This window comes from Pseudomonas sp. B21-015, assembly GCF_024749285.1.
Taxonomy (GTDB): Bacteria; Pseudomonadota; Gammaproteobacteria; order Pseudomonadales; family Pseudomonadaceae; genus Aquipseudomonas.
Window position 1 is genome coordinate 4,557,876 of sequence record NZ_CP087196.1, and the last position, 14,616, is coordinate 4,572,491.

Consider the following 14,616-nt stretch of genomic DNA (forward strand, 5'->3'; position numbering starts at 1 on the left):
TATGGCCAAGTCCCTTTCATATCAGCCCTTTAGCCATGGTCTACGCTTATCTCGCACCCCACGTATCCGAGCGCAGAAAATTCAGGCCGACCGGTCGTCGACATCAAAATGTCATCCAGGACGCCTAAATTGGCTCAGGTATTGCTGACCTAGACCAACACAACCGCAATCGCAGCGTTGAAAACGCCCAAAGGAGCTTCGGATGAAACAGTTTTTCCTGGCATCACTGTTAGGCTCGACCATTGCCCTGTGCACTGCCGCCATGGCGGCGGATACCGATCTGAAAACACTCGAAGCCGCTGCGAAAGCGGAAGGCGCCGTCAACAGCGTCGGCATGCCCGATGACTGGGCCAACTGGAAAGGCACCTGGGAAGACCTGGCCAAGAAATACGGCCTGAAACACATCGACACCGACATGAGCTCGGCCCAGGAAATCGCCAAGTTCGCCGCCGAAAAAGACAACGCCACTGCCGACATCGGTGACGTCGGTGCCGCCTTCGGCCCGATCGCGGTCAAGCAAGGCGTGGTGCAACCTTACAAACCCACCACCTGGGCACAGGTTCCGGATTGGGCCAAGGACAAGGACGGTAACTGGGCGCTGGCCTACACCGGCACCATCGCGTTCATCGTCAACAAAAAACTGCTGCACGGTTCCGCGGCGCCGACCAAATGGGCCGACCTCAAGACCGGCAAATACAAAGTCTCCATCGGTGACGTGAGCACCGCCGCACAAGCGGCCAACGGTGTACTGGCCGCCGCCCTCGCCAATGGCGGTGACGAGAAAAACATTCAGCCAGCCCTGTTGCTGTTCGCTGACATCGCCAAGCAAGGCCGCCTGTCCATGGCCAACCCGACGATCGCCACCATGGAAAAAGGTGAAATCGAAGTCGGCGTGGTCTGGGACTTCAACGGCTTGAGCTACAAGGCCAAGATGGCGAATCCGGATGACTACACCGTGCTGATTCCATCCGATGGCTCGGTGATTTCCGGTTACACCACCATCATCAACAAATACGCCAAGCACCCGAACGCCGCCAAGCTGGCCCGCGAATACATCTTCAGCGACGCCGGCCAGATCAACCTGGCAAAAGGCAACGCCCGTCCGATTCGCGCCGAGCACTTGACACTGCCGGAAGAGGTCAAGGCCAAGCTGCTGCCTAACGAGCAGTACAAAAAGGTTACGCCGATCAAAGACGCCGACGCGTGGGAAAAGACCTCCAAGGCGCTGCCGCAGAAGTGGCAAGAAGAAGTCATCATCAATATGCCGTAATGCAGTAGATCCCCAGCTGGGGATCTGATGGTGATCCAAATGTGGGAGCGAGCCTGCTCGCGACGAGGGACTGTCAGCCAACATCAATGTTGAATGTCAGACCGCTATCGCGAGCAAGCTCGCTCCCACAGGGGATTGGTTGCGTACTTGAATCATCTGTTTTTGCGGAGTTCCAGCCCCTATGAAGCACAACGTCATCCTTGTCGTGCTCGACGGCCTCAATTACGAAGTCGCGCGTCACGCCATGGGGCATCTGCAGGCTTACGTTGGCGCAGGACGCGCAGCGCTCTACAAACTGGAGTGCGAATTGCCGGCCCTGTCCCGCCCGCTTTACGAATGCATCCTGACCGGCGTAACGCCGATCGACAGCGGCATCGTTCACAACAACGTCTCGCGCCTGTCCAGCCAGCGCAGCATTTATCACTACGCCACCGACGCCGGCCTGAAAACCGCCGCCGCGGCCTATCACTGGGTCAGCGAGTTGTATAACCGTTCGCCGTTCGTGGCCGCCCGGGATCGTCACACCGACGACCCGAAACTGCCGATCCAGTACGGTCACTTCTACTGGAGCGACCACTACCCGGACTCGCACCTGTTCGCCGACGCGGAAAACCTGCGCCTGCGCCACACGCCGAACTTTCTATTGGTCCACCCCATGAATATCGACGACGCCGGGCACAAGCACGGCCTCGACACCCCGCAATACCGCAACAGTGCCCGCTCGGCCGACATCATCCTCGCCGACTACCTGCAAGGCTGGCTCGACGCCGGTTATCAAGTGCTGGTGACCGCCGACCACGGCATGAACAACGACCGCTCGCACAACGGCCTGCTATCCGAAGAACGCGAAGTGCCGCTGTTCGTCCTCGGCGACGCCTTCAGTTTCAACGCCAGCGCCGCACCGAAACAAACCGAACTGTGCGGCACCGTCTGCGAACTGCTGGGCGTGCCCCACGACAAACCTGTGTGCCGGGAGCTGCTCAAGTGAACGCCATGACCCGTGGTAAATGGCTGGCCGCTCTGTGCCTGGTGCCCTTCACGCTGTTCTTTATCGTGTTCGAGATCGCCCCGCTGCTCTGGGTGATGATCAACAGCCTGCAATCGGAAGAGTTCGGCTGGGGCCTGGCCAACTTCAGCAAAATCTTCAACTCGAAGTTCTATTTGCAGGCGATCCAGTACAGCCTCGAAATCAGTTTCTGGTCCAGCGTGTTCGGCATCATCATCGCCGTACTCGGCGCCTACTCCCTGCGCCGGGTCGACTCGAAACTGCGCAACTTCGTCAACGCCTTCGCCAACATGACCAGCAACTTCGCCGGCGTGCCCCTGGCCTTCGCATTCATCATTTTGCTGGGGTTCAACGGCAGTATCACCATCATGCTCAAACAGGCCGGGATCATTCAGGATTTCAACCTGTATTCGAAAACCGGGCTGATCATTCTCTACACCTACTTCCAGATCCCCCTGGGCGTGCTGTTGCTCTACCCGGCGTTCGATGCCCTGCGCGAAGACTGGCGTGAGTCCGCCGCCTTGCTGGGCGCCAACGGCTGGCAGTTCTGGCGGCACATCGGTTTGCCGGTGCTGACCCCGGCGCTGCTGGGCACGTTCGTGATTCTGCTGGCCAACGCCCTCGGCGCGTATGCCACGGTCTACGCCCTGACCACCGGCAACTTCAACGTGCTACCGATCCGCATTGCGGCGATGGTCTCCGGCGACATTTCCCTCGACCCGAACCTGGCCAGTGCCTTGGCCGTGGTGCTGGTGGCGTTGATGACCCTGGTGACCATCGTGCATCAGTTGCTGTTGAAGAGGAGCTACCATGTCTCGCGCTGAACTGGGCCCCGTCGGTGTCTACCACCGGGTCGTGGTGTATTTGCTGTTTGCCATTCTGCTGTTACCGCTGCTCGGCACCTTGATCTACTCGATCGCCAGCAGTTGGTCAGCGACGATTATGCCCAGCGGCTTTACCTTCAAGTGGTACATCCAGCTGTGGAGCGATCCGCGCTTTCTCGATGCGTTCGGCCAGTCGTTGCTGGTCTGCATCGGTTCGCTGATTCTGTCGGTGGTGCTGATCCTGCCGCTGCTGTTCGTGGTGCATTACCACTTCCCGAAACTCGACGCGCTGATGAACATCCTGATCCTGCTGCCCTTCGCGGTGCCACCGGTGGTGTCGTCGGTGGGGCTGTTGCAGCTCTATGGCTCGGGGCCGTTCGCGATGGTCGGTACGCCGTGGATTCTGATCGGTTGCTACTTCACCGTGGCGCTGCCGTTCATGTACCGGGCGATCACCAACAACCTGCAAGCGATCAACCTGCGCGACCTGATGGACGCCGCGCAACTGCTCGGCGCCAGCACCTGGCAAGCGGCATTCCTGGTGGTGCTGCCGAACCTGCGCAAGGGTTTGATGGTGGCGTTGTTGCTGTCGTTCTCGTTCCTGTTCGGTGAATTCGTGTTCGCCAACATCCTCGTCGGCACCCGCTACGAAACCCTGCAGGTCTACCTCAACAACATGCGCAACAGCAGCGGCCACTTCACCAGCGCGCTGGTGATTTCCTATTTCTTCTTTGTGCTGGTTCTGACCTGGGCGGCCAATATCTTGAACAAGGACAAAAGCGAATGAGCTATGTCAGCGTCCAACACCTGCAGAAAAACTACGCAGGCACTACCGTATTCAGCGACATCAACTGCGAAATCAAGAAGGGCGAATTCGTCACCCTGCTCGGCCCGTCCGGTTGTGGCAAATCCACCCTGCTGCGCTGCATCGCCGGGCTGACCTCGGTGGATGGCGGCAAGATTCTGCTTGAAGACCAGGACCTCGTGCCGCTGAGCCCGCAAAAACGCGGGATCGGCATGGTGTTCCAGAGTTATGCGCTGTTCCCGAACATGACCGTGGAGCAGAACGTCGCCTTCGGCTTGCGCATGCAGAAGGTCAACGCCGACGACGGCCACAAGCGCGTCGCCGAAGTGCTGAAACTGGTGGAGCTGAACGACTTCGCCGCCCGTTATCCGCATCAACTGTCCGGTGGCCAGTGCCAGCGGGTCGCCCTGGCCCGTTCACTGGTAACCCGGCCTCGCCTGCTGTTGCTGGATGAGCCGTTGTCGGCGCTGGATGCACGGATTCGCAAGCACTTGCGCGAACAGATCCGTCAGATCCAGCGCGAACTTGGCCTGACCACGATCTTCGTCACTCACGATCAGGAAGAAGCCCTGACCATGTCTGACCGAATCTTCCTGATGAATCAGGGAAAGATCGTACAAAGCGGCGACGCCGAAACCCTTTACACGGCGCCAGTCGATGTTTTTGCCGCAGGCTTCATCGGCAACTACAACCTGCTGGATGCCGACAGCGCGACAAAACTGCTGCAGCGGCCGATCACCCACCGCATCGCGATTCGCCCGGAAGCCATCGAGCTGAGCTTGAACGGCGAACTCGACGCGCAAGTGCGCAGCCACAGCCTGTTGGGCAACGTGATTCGCTACCGGGTAGAAGCCCGGGGCGTGGAATTGGTGGTGGATGTGCTGAACCGCTCGGCGGCCGACCTGCATCCCGATGGTCAGCGCCTGGCACTTTCCATCGATCCAACGGCCCTGTGTGAGGTAGCCTGATGACCTTGCTGATGTTGAAGAGAGAACTGCACTGATGGCCCTGGCAATTTTTGATCTGGACGAAACCCTGATCCACGGCGACTGCGCCACCCTCTGGAGCGAGCAAATGGGTCGCCTGGGCTGGGTCGATCCCGAGTCGTTCATGCGTCAGAACAACGAACTGATGGACGCTTACAGCCACGGCAAGTTGCGCATGGAGGAGTACATGACCTTCAGCCTGGAGCCGATGATCGGTCGCACACCGCAAGAGGTCGAGCACTTGGTGGCGCCCTGGGTGGAAGACTTCATCGAGCCGATCATCTTCAGCGACGCCACCAAAGCCATCGCCGCCCACCGCAAGGCCGGCGACCGGATCCTGGTGATTTCGGCCTCGGGCACGCACCTGGTCAGGCCGATTGCCGACCGTCTGGGCATCGACGAAATTCTCGGCATCGAGCTGGAATTGGCGCACGGGGTATACAGCGGTAACACCGTTGGCACCCTGACCTACCGCGAAGGCAAGATCACCCGCTTGCTGGAGTGGCTGGATGCGCAAGAGGAGAACCTGGAAGGCGCGAGCTTCTATTCCGATTCACGCAACGATTTGCCGTTGTTGCTGAAGGTGGATTTCCCGCATGTGGTGAATCCGGATCCGGTACTGCTCGAACACGCCGAAAAAGCCGGCTGGCCAATCCATATCTGGAAGTAACCAGATCCTTGTGGGAGCGTGGCTTGCCCGCGATGAACGATAACGCGGTTTAACTGACACACCGCGTCGCCTAAATCGCGGGCAAGCCACGCTCCCACAGGTTCAGTGTTGTTAGTTCAAGCTTTCGTCGATCACCAACACCAGTTTGCCCGACACCTTATTGGTCGCCAGCTCAGCAAACGCCGCTTCGGCATCCTCTATCGCAAACGTCCTGGCCAGTTGCGGGCTCAACCGCCCTTCGGCAAACAGCGGCCAGACGTGCTGGCTGAGATCGCTGAACACATCGGCCTTGAACTGCTCGTCGCGATTGCGCAGGGTCGAACCCAGCAGTTGCACACGCTTGGCCAGCACCTGTGCCAGATCCAGTTGCGCCTCACGACCGCCCATCAAACCGATCAGCACCCAACGCCCATCGCGGGCCAGCAGCTTTAGGTTCAGTGCAGCATAATTACCGCCCACCGGATCGAGGATCACGTCGAACGGGCCCAGATCATTCAAACGGTCCAGATCCTTGCTGCGCACGACGCCACCCTGGGCGCCCAACGCTTCACAGTAGGCCAGACGTTCCTCGGAGCCGACGCTGACCCAGCACGGGTTGCCAAACGCCTTGCACAGCTGAATGGCAGCTGAACCGATTCCACTTGCTCCGGCGTGCAGAAGAACTTTCTCACCCGGTTTGATTGCAGCCAATTGAAACAAATTCAGCCAAACGGTCGCATACACTTCCGGCAATGCCGCGGCCTCGGCCAGGGACAACCCCTCGGGAACCGGCAACACGTGCCGTCCGTCGACAACTACCTCTTCGGCCATCCCGCCCCCGGCCAGCAAGGCGCAAACCCGATCGCCTACCTGCCAGGACGAGCCCGGACCGACCTCGCTGATCACCCCCGAACACTCAAGACCCAGTACCTGACTGGCCCCCGGCGGTGGCGGATAAAGGCCTGCTTTCTGTAACAAATCGGCGCGATTGAGTCCTGCAGCCGCCACTCGGATACGAACTTGTCCTACATCGCATGTAGGACTCAGCTCTTCAACCCACTCCACTCGCCCCTCAACGCCTTGCAATGCTTTCACAGTGCCTCCATAGTGAGTCTGGACTGAGCCCGTAGCTGTAGCGCCGGGCTTTCTTGCATTATGCGACCGGCCCTTGTGGGAACCGGCGACTTCAAAGACGGCCTAATATGCGTGATCAATTGTCCCTGCGTCGAATCAGCATGAAGCATTTTTTCCCCAGCACCGCCCTCGCGCTTGTCATTGGTCTCGGTCTTTTGCCGATGTCGAGCAATTCGTTCGCAGCCAACAGCTGGGACAAGCTTCAGCCCGATCGTGACGAAGTCATCGCCAGTCTGAACGTCGTCGAATTGCTCAAGCGTCACCACTACAGCAAGCCACCGCTCGACGATGCGCGCTCCGTGATCATCTACGACAGCTACCTCAAGCTGCTGGATCCATCGCGCAGCTACTTCATGGCCAGTGACATTGCCGAATTCGACAAATGGAAAACCCAGTTTGACGACTTCCTCAAGAGCGGCGACCTGAACGCCGGGTTCACCATCTACAAGCGCTATCTGGACCGCGTAAAGGCGCGTCTGGACTTTGCCCTTGCCGAGCTGAACAAGGGCGCCGACAAGATCGACTTCACCACCAAGGAAACCTTGCTGGTCGATCGCAAGGATGCTCCTTGGCTCAAGACCAGCGCCGAGCTGGACGACCTGTGGCGCAAACGCGTCAAGGACGAAGTGCTGCGGATGAAGATCTCCGGCAAAGAGCCGAAGCAGATTCAGGAAACCCTGACCAAGCGTTACAAGAATCAGCTGGCGCGTCTGGACCAGACCCGCGCGGAAGATATCTTCCAGGCGTACATCAACACCTTCGCCATGTCCTACGACCCGCACACCAACTATCTGTCGCCGGATAACGCGGAGAACTTCGACATCAACATGAGCCTGTCCCTGGAGGGCATCGGCGCCGTGTTGCAGAGCGATAACGATCAAGTGAAAGTCGTGCGTCTGGTGCCTGCCGGCCCGGCCGACAAGACCAAGCAGGTCGCACCGGCCGACAAGATCATCGGCGTGGCCCAGGGCAACAAAGAGATGGTCGACGTGGTCGGCTGGCGCCTGGACGAAGTGGTCAAACTGATTCGTGGTCCGAAAGGCACCGTGGTGCGCCTGGAAGTGATCCCGGCCAGCAATGCGCCGAACGACCAGACCACCAAGATCGTGCCAATCACCCGCGAAGCGGTGAAACTTGAAGACCAGGCCGTGAAGAAGTCGGTCCTCAACCTCAAGCAGGACGGCAAGGACTACAAGCTCGGCGTCATCGAGATCCCAGCCTTCTACCTGGACTTCAAGGCCTTCCGTGCCGGCGATCCGGATTACAAGAGCACCACCCGCGACGTCAAGAAACTGCTGACCGAGCTGCAGAAAGACAAGGTCGACGGCGTGGTCATCGACCTGCGCAACAACGGCGGCGGCTCCTTGCAGGAAGCCACCGAGCTGACCAGCCTGTTCATCGACAAAGGTCCGACCGTACTGGTGCGTAACGCCGACGGCCGGGTCGATGTACTGGAAGATGAAAACCCGGGGGCGTTCTACAAAGGCCCGATGGCGTTGCTGGTCAACCGTTTGTCCGCCTCGGCGTCGGAGATCTTCGCCGGTGCCATGCAGGACTACCATCGCGCACTGATCATCGGCGGCCAGACCTTCGGCAAAGGCACCGTGCAGACCATTCAGCCGCTGAACCATGGCGAGCTGAAACTGACCCTGGCCAAGTTCTACCGGGTTTCCGGCCAGAGCACCCAGCATCAGGGCGTGCTGCCGGACATCGATTACCCGTCGATCATCGACACCAAGGAAATCGGCGAAAGCGCCCTGCCGGAAGCCATGCCGTGGGACACCATCCGCGCGGCCATCAAGCCGGCGCTCGACCCGTTCAAACCGTACATCACGCAGCTCAAGTCCGAGCATGACGTGCGTTCGGCCAAAGACGCGGAGTTCGTGTTCATTCGCGACAAACTGGCCTTGGCCCAGAAGCTGATGACCGAAAGAACTGTCAGCCTCAATGAAGCCGACCGTCGTGCACAACACGCCGATATCGAAGCCAAGCAACTGGCCATGGAAAACATCCGTCGCAAGGCCAAGGGTGAAGAACCGCTCAAAGAGCTGAAGAAAGAAGACGAAGATGCCATCGCGGCCGAGCCGGACAAGACCAAGCCAGAAGACGACGCCTACCTGAGCGAGACCGGGCGGATTCTGCTGGATTACTTGAAACTCAACACCGCGGTCGCCAAGCACTGAGTGGTTGCAATCCGAATGATGGCAATTTAATACTGATGCTCCCCGGAGCGTCATCAAACAGACATCATTCTGTCGTGAAATAAAGGACTGGGAGCTTTGCGCTCCCGGTCCTTTTTTTATCGCCAGAGATCGCCATGACCACGACCGAACAGCTGAGTGCCTTGAGCTCAATACTGACTCAAAGCGGTTTGCACAGCCTGTTCCAGCCGATCATCTCCCTCTCCGAACGACGTATCATCGGCTACGAAGCCCTCAGCCGCGGCCCCTCCAACAGTCCGCTGCACTCCCCCGTTGCCCTGTTCGCTGTTGCCCGGCAGGCCGGTCGCCTCAGCGAACTGGAGATCGCTTGTCGCCAAAGCGCTTGCCGACGCTTCAATGAACAGCAACTGCCCGGCAAACTGTTCCTCAATGTGTCCCCGGAATCCCTGCTCGAAGCCGCCCACCAACCCGGCCGCACCCTGCAACTGCTGCAGGATTTCGGCATACCGCCAAGCCAGGTAGTGATCGAACTCACCGAACAGACCCCGACCGACGATTTCCAGTTACTGCAAACCGCCCTGCATCACTATCGGGCGATGGGGTTTTCCATTGCGCTGGATGATCTGGGGGCCGGTTATTCGAGCTTGCGGCTCTGGTCTGAATTGCGGCCGGACTACGTCAAGATCGATCGGCACTTTATCGACGGCATTCATCAGGACGCGCTCAAGCGTGAATTCGTCGGTTCGATCCTGCAAATCGCCAAGGCCTCCCGGGCAAAAGTGATCGCCGAAGGCATCGAATTGCCGGAGGAACTCGCCGTGCTGACCGAAATGGGCGTCGATCTCGTGCAAGGCTATCTGCTCTGCCGTCCCCAGGAGCATCCGCCCCGCGATACCCGGACCTTGATGCCCAAACCCAACAGCACCGCAGCGACACTGAACGAGGAAGTCAGTGACCTCAGCGCCCTGCTCAACGACCAACCGGCGGTCACCAGCGACACCCCAACCGCCACCGTGCTGGAAGCCTTCCGCCGCCAAGCCAACCTGAACTCCCTGGCGGTGCTCGACGAGCAAGGCCAGCCCTGCGGCATCGTCCACCGTCATTCCCTCTCGGACGCCCTCCTCAAGCCCTTTGCCACCGACCTGTTCGCCCGCAAACCCATCAGCCGGCTGATGAGCGACGACTTCCTCGCCGTGGAGCTGAGCCAGTCGCTGCAACAGGTCAGCCGCTTGATCACCAGCCGCGCCCGACAGCGCATCGAAGAAGACTTCATCATCACCCTCAACGGCAGCTATCTGGGCTTGGGCCGAGTGATCGACGTGCTCAAACTGATTACCGAACTGAAAATCCAGCAAGCCCGCTACGCCAACCCGCTGACCCTGCTACCGGGCAACGTACCGATCCAGCAATGCCTGACACGGCTGCTGCAACAGGAACGGGAATCGGTGATCTGCTACGTAGACATCGACAGCTTCAAACCCTTCAATGACATCTATGGCTACGGCCGCGGGGATGAAGTCCTACTGTGTTTGGCGCAATGCCTGAACGACCGCGTCGACCCGACCCGCGACTTCGTCGGCCATATCGGCGGCGACGACTTCCTGCTGGTGCTCGGCCCGGAAGACTGGCGCAAACGCCTGAATCAACTGCTGGACGACTTCCACAGCCAATGCCGACGCTTCTACCGCAGCGAACACCTGGAAGCCGGCTGCTTCATCGCCCCCAACCGCCAGGGCGTACGCCAGGAGTTTCCGCTGTTGTCCCTGTCCATCGGCGTGGTGCATTTACATCCACAGGCCTGCGGACAGCTTGATGCCAGCCAATTAGCCGAGATGGCGTCGCAGGCCAAACACCACGCGAAGAATGTGCCGGGGTATAGCGTGCATGTAATTGATAGCCTGGCGGTGCCGGCAACCGAGGAAGCGTTAGTCGCCGGACATCGATGATTTGCCGTACATCCCGTAGGAGCTGCCGAAGGCTGCGATCTTTTGATCTTGCTCCCCCACGACCCAGTGGCAAAGGGGCCTGCCCTAATGCCAGTCGATAAGGTTGAACACCCATCCTGTGGCGAGCGAGCTTGCTCGCGCTGGGCTGCGTAGCAGCCCTAAAAAATCCGGCTATACCGCAGATTTCATGAGTGCTTCGCACTCAAGCGGGAGCAAGCTCCCTCGCCACAAAAAGCCATTCGGCGCTAATCCGAAGACCGAACCCGCAACCGCCGCCCAATCACATCCAGCACATCACACCCATCACGCAATGGAATTGCACAAAGCAAGGCAAAGTCGCTGAGAATCATCGAGTCGCATTCGACTGAGCCACGCATGGACAGGTTCTCAAGCACTTGGGTAACGGCGCGGATTCGGTAGCTGGCGGCGTCGGTCAGAATGTCCAGTGGCGCGTGGGTATCGACGAACAGCGTGGGCATGTCGTTGCAGTTACTGGTGAGCGCCATGTAACGGTTTTCGGGGTGGGGAATTGGTTTTTCGTAGGGTGGATCGGGGTGAAGTGTTGGCATTTTAAAACTCCAGGAAAAATAGGAGCTGCCATTTGCCTTCCTACAGGCATGGGTGGCAGCTATACGCGGGGTAGGAATATCGAGCCCCAGAGACACTCGACCACGCCGAAGCGTGCCCGCGCACAGCCGCCGCAACTGATTTTACGGACGCAAGTCAGCAGCCGCAAATCAGAAGTCGACACTTATGTCGTCTTTGGGAGGTTGAAGGGTTCCTACACCCTGCCACTGAATATGCAGTGACTCCCAAAGCCTATCGATTGAACTCACTACGCACCAGTTCACGAAAACCGCCACAACTTGAAGGAAACTTCCGAAGACCTTGCCCAGAAATTTCGCTCAAAAAAGAAAACTTGGCGGAAGGCTTCGCTGAAGCCTGGCTTGATTTCTCTACCGTGGGTTAACCGGTTTCGACCTATAGCTGCCGGTAGCGACAGGCAGAAATCGGCCGATTCTGTTGAAAAAGTCGGATTTTCATCTCGCCTGAACTCAAGCACGACCACCACCGGAGACCCTACTCACCACATTGAGTGGTTTTTCGGACCTTCGTTGGCTTTTGCTGCTCTGTTAGTGGGTTAGTTTGAGGTTTTTTGCTTGGTGCAGGCGCACCTATCCCGTGACTGGTGGCCCTTGAGATGAAAATTTGGCCAGCCGTCGCAAGTTCTGCACCGCAGCGGCCAGCGTGAATTCATCGGACGCGCCACTCATGCCACGTAGTCGCAAGCGATCCAATTTCAGGATGCGCTTGAGGTGGGCAAACAGCATTTCGACCTTTTTACGTTCGTGGCGAGAGCGCTGATACGCCGGCGTCGCTGCGATGCGTCGAGCCACATCACGAGCGGCTTCATGGACGCTGCGGACGATCTTACGAATCGAAGTGTTCGGGCAGCACTTGGCTTTCATCGGACACGTAGCACAGTCGGTCTGTCTGGATCGGAAGATGATGGTGTTGGCTTTGGTGACGTGCGAACGCTCGTTCTTGAAGGCTCGCCATTCGCTGCGTAATACGTTGCCGGCTGGGCAGCGATATTCCTCGGCCTCTTCATTCCAGTGGAAATCGTTACTCGAAAAGCTGTCGTTCTTGCGCTCAGTTTTGTCCCACGCCGGCACATGCGGTTCGATGTCTTTTTCCTCCACCATCCAGGCCAGCATCAGCGCTGTACCGTAAGCGGTGTCGCCAATGAGGCGCTCTGGCTTGATGTCGAACTGCGCTTCAACCCGGTCGATCATGGTCTTGGTGCTCTCGACTTCTGCGGTTCGATGAGCCGGTGTGGGTTCCACATCCATGATCACGCCGTGCTCGGTATCGATCAGATAATTCGTGGAGTAAGCGTAGAAAGCTGGGCCGCCTGGAGCAGCGGTCCAGCGGGCCTGAGGATCCGTCAGCGACAGGCGCTTCGGTAGCGTTTCGACCAAAGCCTCTTCATCGAGACCTGCAAGGTACTCACGCACGGCGCGGGTGCTCAGGGCCGGATCGCTCCAGTTGACCTGTTCATCACCCGGTACGCCGCGCTGCCGACTGGCATCCGCTTTGATGATGCTGGCGTCCACGGCAAAGCCTTCGCCTTTAACCAGGCCTGCGTCCATGCAGCGACGCAGCACTTCATTGAACAACCAGCGAAACAGATCACTGTCCCGAAAACGGCCGTGTCGGTTCTTGGAAAAGGTCGAGTGATTAGGGACTTCATCCTCAAGGCTCAACCGGCAGAACCAGCGATATGCCAGGTTCAGATGGGCCTCTTCGCACAATCGCCGCTCTGAGCGAATACCGTAGCAGTAGCCGACGATCAGCATGCGGATCATCAGTTCAGGATCAATCGACGGACGCCCAATCGGGCTATAGAAATCGGCGAGGTAATGGCGCAGGTCGCTCAGATCGAGACATTGATCAATGCTGCGCAGAAGGTGATTGGCTGGGATGTGATCTTCAAGGTTGAACGAGTAAAACAGTCGCTCCTGCCCACTCGATAACTGTCCCATCATGCTGTGTGATCCCCCGTCGGCCAATGCAGAGATTTTGCCGGAGGCCAGCCAGGGGAGCTACTTTTTCAACAAAATAGGCCAAGAGCGGACATTGAAGTACTGGACCTATGCAAATGAATCACCAAGGTGATGCAAGCGCATAAAAATGCCGGCCGCTATCAAATATCTCCGTAGACGCACCATCAATATCGTGATGCGTAGCGATTGGGCCATTCTTGCATCACATCAATGAAAACCGCTTTCGATAATCACTTGGCCCAACTCCGAGACGCCGCATAAATGCCCTTCGGAACCCGTCCGTATTGGCATAACCGACTGTATCGGCCAAGCGCTTGAGTGAAACGTCAGAATCTTCGATCAACCGTCTGGCCGCATCGATCCGGGCCAGTTCAACAAATTCGGCCGGGGTCGAACCGGCTTCAGCCTTGAAGGTACGGGCGAAGTTTCGCTCGCTCATACCGGCGCGGGCGGCCAGGATGGGGACGCTTAAGTCGGCCTTCAGGTGCTCCACCACATAATCCTGCACGTCTCGGATCACGCTGCGTTCGGCGGTTTGCGCTGCTAGTTGCGCGCTGAACTGCGATTGCCCGCCAGGCCGCTTGAAGAACATCACCATTTCACGGGCCACGCTGAGCGCCAATTCTCTGCCGTAATCTTCTTCGACCAGCGCCAAAGCCAGGTCCATGCCCGCCGTGACACCCGCCGAAGTGTAGATGTTGCCATCCTTGATAAAGATGCTATCCGGATCGACGTGTGTTTGCGGGTGCTCCTTAGCGAGTTTTGCGCTGGAATTCCAATGGGTGGTGACACGGCGCCCGTCGAGAAGGCCAGCGGCGGCCAGTAGAAAAGCACCGCTACAGACTGAGCCGATACGACGTACGGATTTCGCTTGCCGACGTAGCCAATCTTGCAACGCGGGGTCATGCGCGATTTCGTCGATATGTGGGCTGCCGGCCACAAGCAAGGTGTCGATCTTGCCTTTATAAGTTTCGAAGGTTTCATCAATGCCAAGCTTCAAACCACTTGAGCCTTTGATCATGCCCTTGCTGGTACCGATGACTTCGACCCGATAGGCGCGCGGATTACCCAGTTGCTTGGCTGCTTCGGCGAAGACGTCGGCGGGCCCGACGACGTCCAGCAGTTGCACACGGGGGAATGCCAGGAGGGTTATACGCATGATGTCTGTCCTCGTCGAATCATTGGCTGAATACGTCGCTTTACGACTATTTCAGCCAACGGCTGTTTGGCTGAAAATAGCCCCAACAGTAAATTCAGTCAAACGGGA

Annotated in this window: 12 protein-coding genes; 8 read left to right on the forward strand and 4 right to left on the reverse strand. The window is 58.4% G+C overall.

The genetic code is table 11. The features are described from left to right. Positions 1-202 precede the first annotated feature (202 nt). From LOY38_RS20785 to LOY38_RS20810, 6 genes are all read left to right on the forward strand, one after another. Positions 203-1,270, forward strand: coding sequence for an ABC transporter substrate-binding protein (locus LOY38_RS20785; protein WP_258696844.1), 1,068 nt, complete (start codon positions 203-205; stop codon positions 1,268-1,270). Positions 1,271-1,451: 181 nt separating this feature from the next. After that, positions 1,452-2,258, forward strand: coding sequence for an alkaline phosphatase family protein (locus LOY38_RS20790; protein WP_258696845.1), 807 nt, complete (start codon positions 1,452-1,454; stop codon positions 2,256-2,258). A 5-nt stretch (positions 2,259-2,263) separates the two neighbouring features. Continuing rightward, positions 2,264-3,100, forward strand: a complete 837-nt coding sequence (locus LOY38_RS20795; RefSeq protein WP_258700768.1) for an ABC transporter permease subunit — start codon at positions 2,264-2,266, stop codon at positions 3,098-3,100. Beyond that, positions 3,087-3,887 (forward strand): ABC transporter permease, encoded by an 801-nt coding sequence (locus LOY38_RS20800; protein ID WP_258696846.1) that lies wholly within the window; start codon positions 3,087-3,089, stop codon positions 3,885-3,887. The genes LOY38_RS20795 and LOY38_RS20800 overlap by 14 nt, the downstream gene beginning before the upstream one ends. Continuing rightward, positions 3,884-4,873, forward strand: a complete 990-nt coding sequence (locus LOY38_RS20805; RefSeq protein WP_258696847.1) for an ABC transporter ATP-binding protein — start codon at positions 3,884-3,886, stop codon at positions 4,871-4,873. Before LOY38_RS20800 ends, LOY38_RS20805 begins: the two co-directional genes overlap by 4 nt. Before the next feature lie 34 nt (positions 4,874-4,907). Next, entirely contained in the window at positions 4,908-5,561 is a 654-nt protein-coding gene (locus LOY38_RS20810) for an HAD family phosphatase (protein ID WP_258696848.1), read from the forward strand. 111 nt (positions 5,562-5,672) lie between these two features. Here the strand turns inward: LOY38_RS20810 and LOY38_RS20815 are convergent, their stop codons facing one another. Beyond that, a complete protein-coding gene (locus tag LOY38_RS20815) occupies positions 5,673-6,635 on the reverse strand; it encodes a zinc-binding dehydrogenase (RefSeq protein ID WP_258696849.1) in 963 nt (320 codons plus the stop codon). Positions 6,636-6,775: 140 nt separating this feature from the next. Between LOY38_RS20815 and LOY38_RS20820 the strand changes: the two genes are divergently transcribed. Together LOY38_RS20820 and LOY38_RS20825 are read left to right on the forward strand one after the other, a co-directional pair. Further along, positions 6,776-8,857: a carboxy terminal-processing peptidase gene (locus LOY38_RS20820; protein ID WP_258700769.1), complete on the forward strand. Its 2,082-nt coding sequence runs from the start codon at positions 6,776-6,778 to the stop codon at positions 8,855-8,857. 134 nt (positions 8,858-8,991) lie between these two features. After that, entirely contained in the window at positions 8,992-10,782 is a 1,791-nt protein-coding gene (locus LOY38_RS20825) for a bifunctional diguanylate cyclase/phosphodiesterase (protein ID WP_258696850.1), read from the forward strand. A 245-nt stretch (positions 10,783-11,027) separates the two neighbouring features. Here LOY38_RS20825 and LOY38_RS20830 read toward each other — a convergent pair whose 3' ends face one another. From LOY38_RS20830 to LOY38_RS20840, 3 genes are all read right to left on the reverse strand, one after another. Next, positions 11,028-11,351 carry a hypothetical protein gene (locus LOY38_RS20830; RefSeq protein WP_258696851.1) on the reverse strand — a complete coding sequence of 108 codons (324 nt, stop codon included), beginning with the start codon at positions 11,349-11,351 and terminating at the stop codon, positions 11,028-11,030. A gap of 606 nt (positions 11,352-11,957) precedes the next feature. After that, positions 11,958-13,331 (reverse strand): transposase, encoded by a 1,374-nt coding sequence (locus LOY38_RS20835; RefSeq protein WP_258696852.1) that lies wholly within the window; start codon positions 13,329-13,331, stop codon positions 11,958-11,960. A 220-nt stretch (positions 13,332-13,551) separates the two neighbouring features. Then, a complete protein-coding gene (locus LOY38_RS20840) occupies positions 13,552-14,508 on the reverse strand; it encodes a GlxA family transcriptional regulator (protein ID WP_084321207.1) in 957 nt (318 codons plus the stop codon). Positions 14,509-14,616 lie beyond the last annotated feature (108 nt).

What these genes read in the sequence shown, in the direction of transcription:
- LOY38_RS20805 (WP_258696847.1), top strand. Translation starts at nt 3,884, where the DNA reads ATGAGCTATGTCAGCGTCCAACACCTGCAGAAAAACTACGCAGGCACT.
- LOY38_RS20840 (WP_084321207.1), bottom strand. Translation starts at nt 14,508, where the DNA reads ATGCGTATAACCCTCCTGGCATTCCCCCGTGTGCAACTGCTGGACGTC.
- LOY38_RS20825 (WP_258696850.1), top strand. Translation starts at nt 8,992, where the DNA reads ATGACCACGACCGAACAGCTGAGTGCCTTGAGCTCAATACTGACTCAA.
- LOY38_RS20790 (WP_258696845.1), top strand. Translation starts at nt 1,452, where the DNA reads ATGAAGCACAACGTCATCCTTGTCGTGCTCGACGGCCTCAATTACGAA.
- LOY38_RS20785 (WP_258696844.1), top strand. Translation starts at nt 203, where the DNA reads ATGAAACAGTTTTTCCTGGCATCACTGTTAGGCTCGACCATTGCCCTG.
- LOY38_RS20810 (WP_258696848.1), top strand. Translation starts at nt 4,908, where the DNA reads ATGGCCCTGGCAATTTTTGATCTGGACGAAACCCTGATCCACGGCGAC.
- LOY38_RS20820 (WP_258700769.1), top strand. Translation starts at nt 6,776, where the DNA reads ATGAAGCATTTTTTCCCCAGCACCGCCCTCGCGCTTGTCATTGGTCTC.
- LOY38_RS20800 (WP_258696846.1), top strand. Translation starts at nt 3,087, where the DNA reads ATGTCTCGCGCTGAACTGGGCCCCGTCGGTGTCTACCACCGGGTCGTG.
- LOY38_RS20795 (WP_258700768.1), top strand. Translation starts at nt 2,264, where the DNA reads ATGACCCGTGGTAAATGGCTGGCCGCTCTGTGCCTGGTGCCCTTCACG.
- LOY38_RS20830 (WP_258696851.1), bottom strand. Translation starts at nt 11,351, where the DNA reads ATGCCAACACTTCACCCCGATCCACCCTACGAAAAACCAATTCCCCAC.
- LOY38_RS20835 (WP_258696852.1), bottom strand. Translation starts at nt 13,331, where the DNA reads ATGATGGGACAGTTATCGAGTGGGCAGGAGCGACTGTTTTACTCGTTC.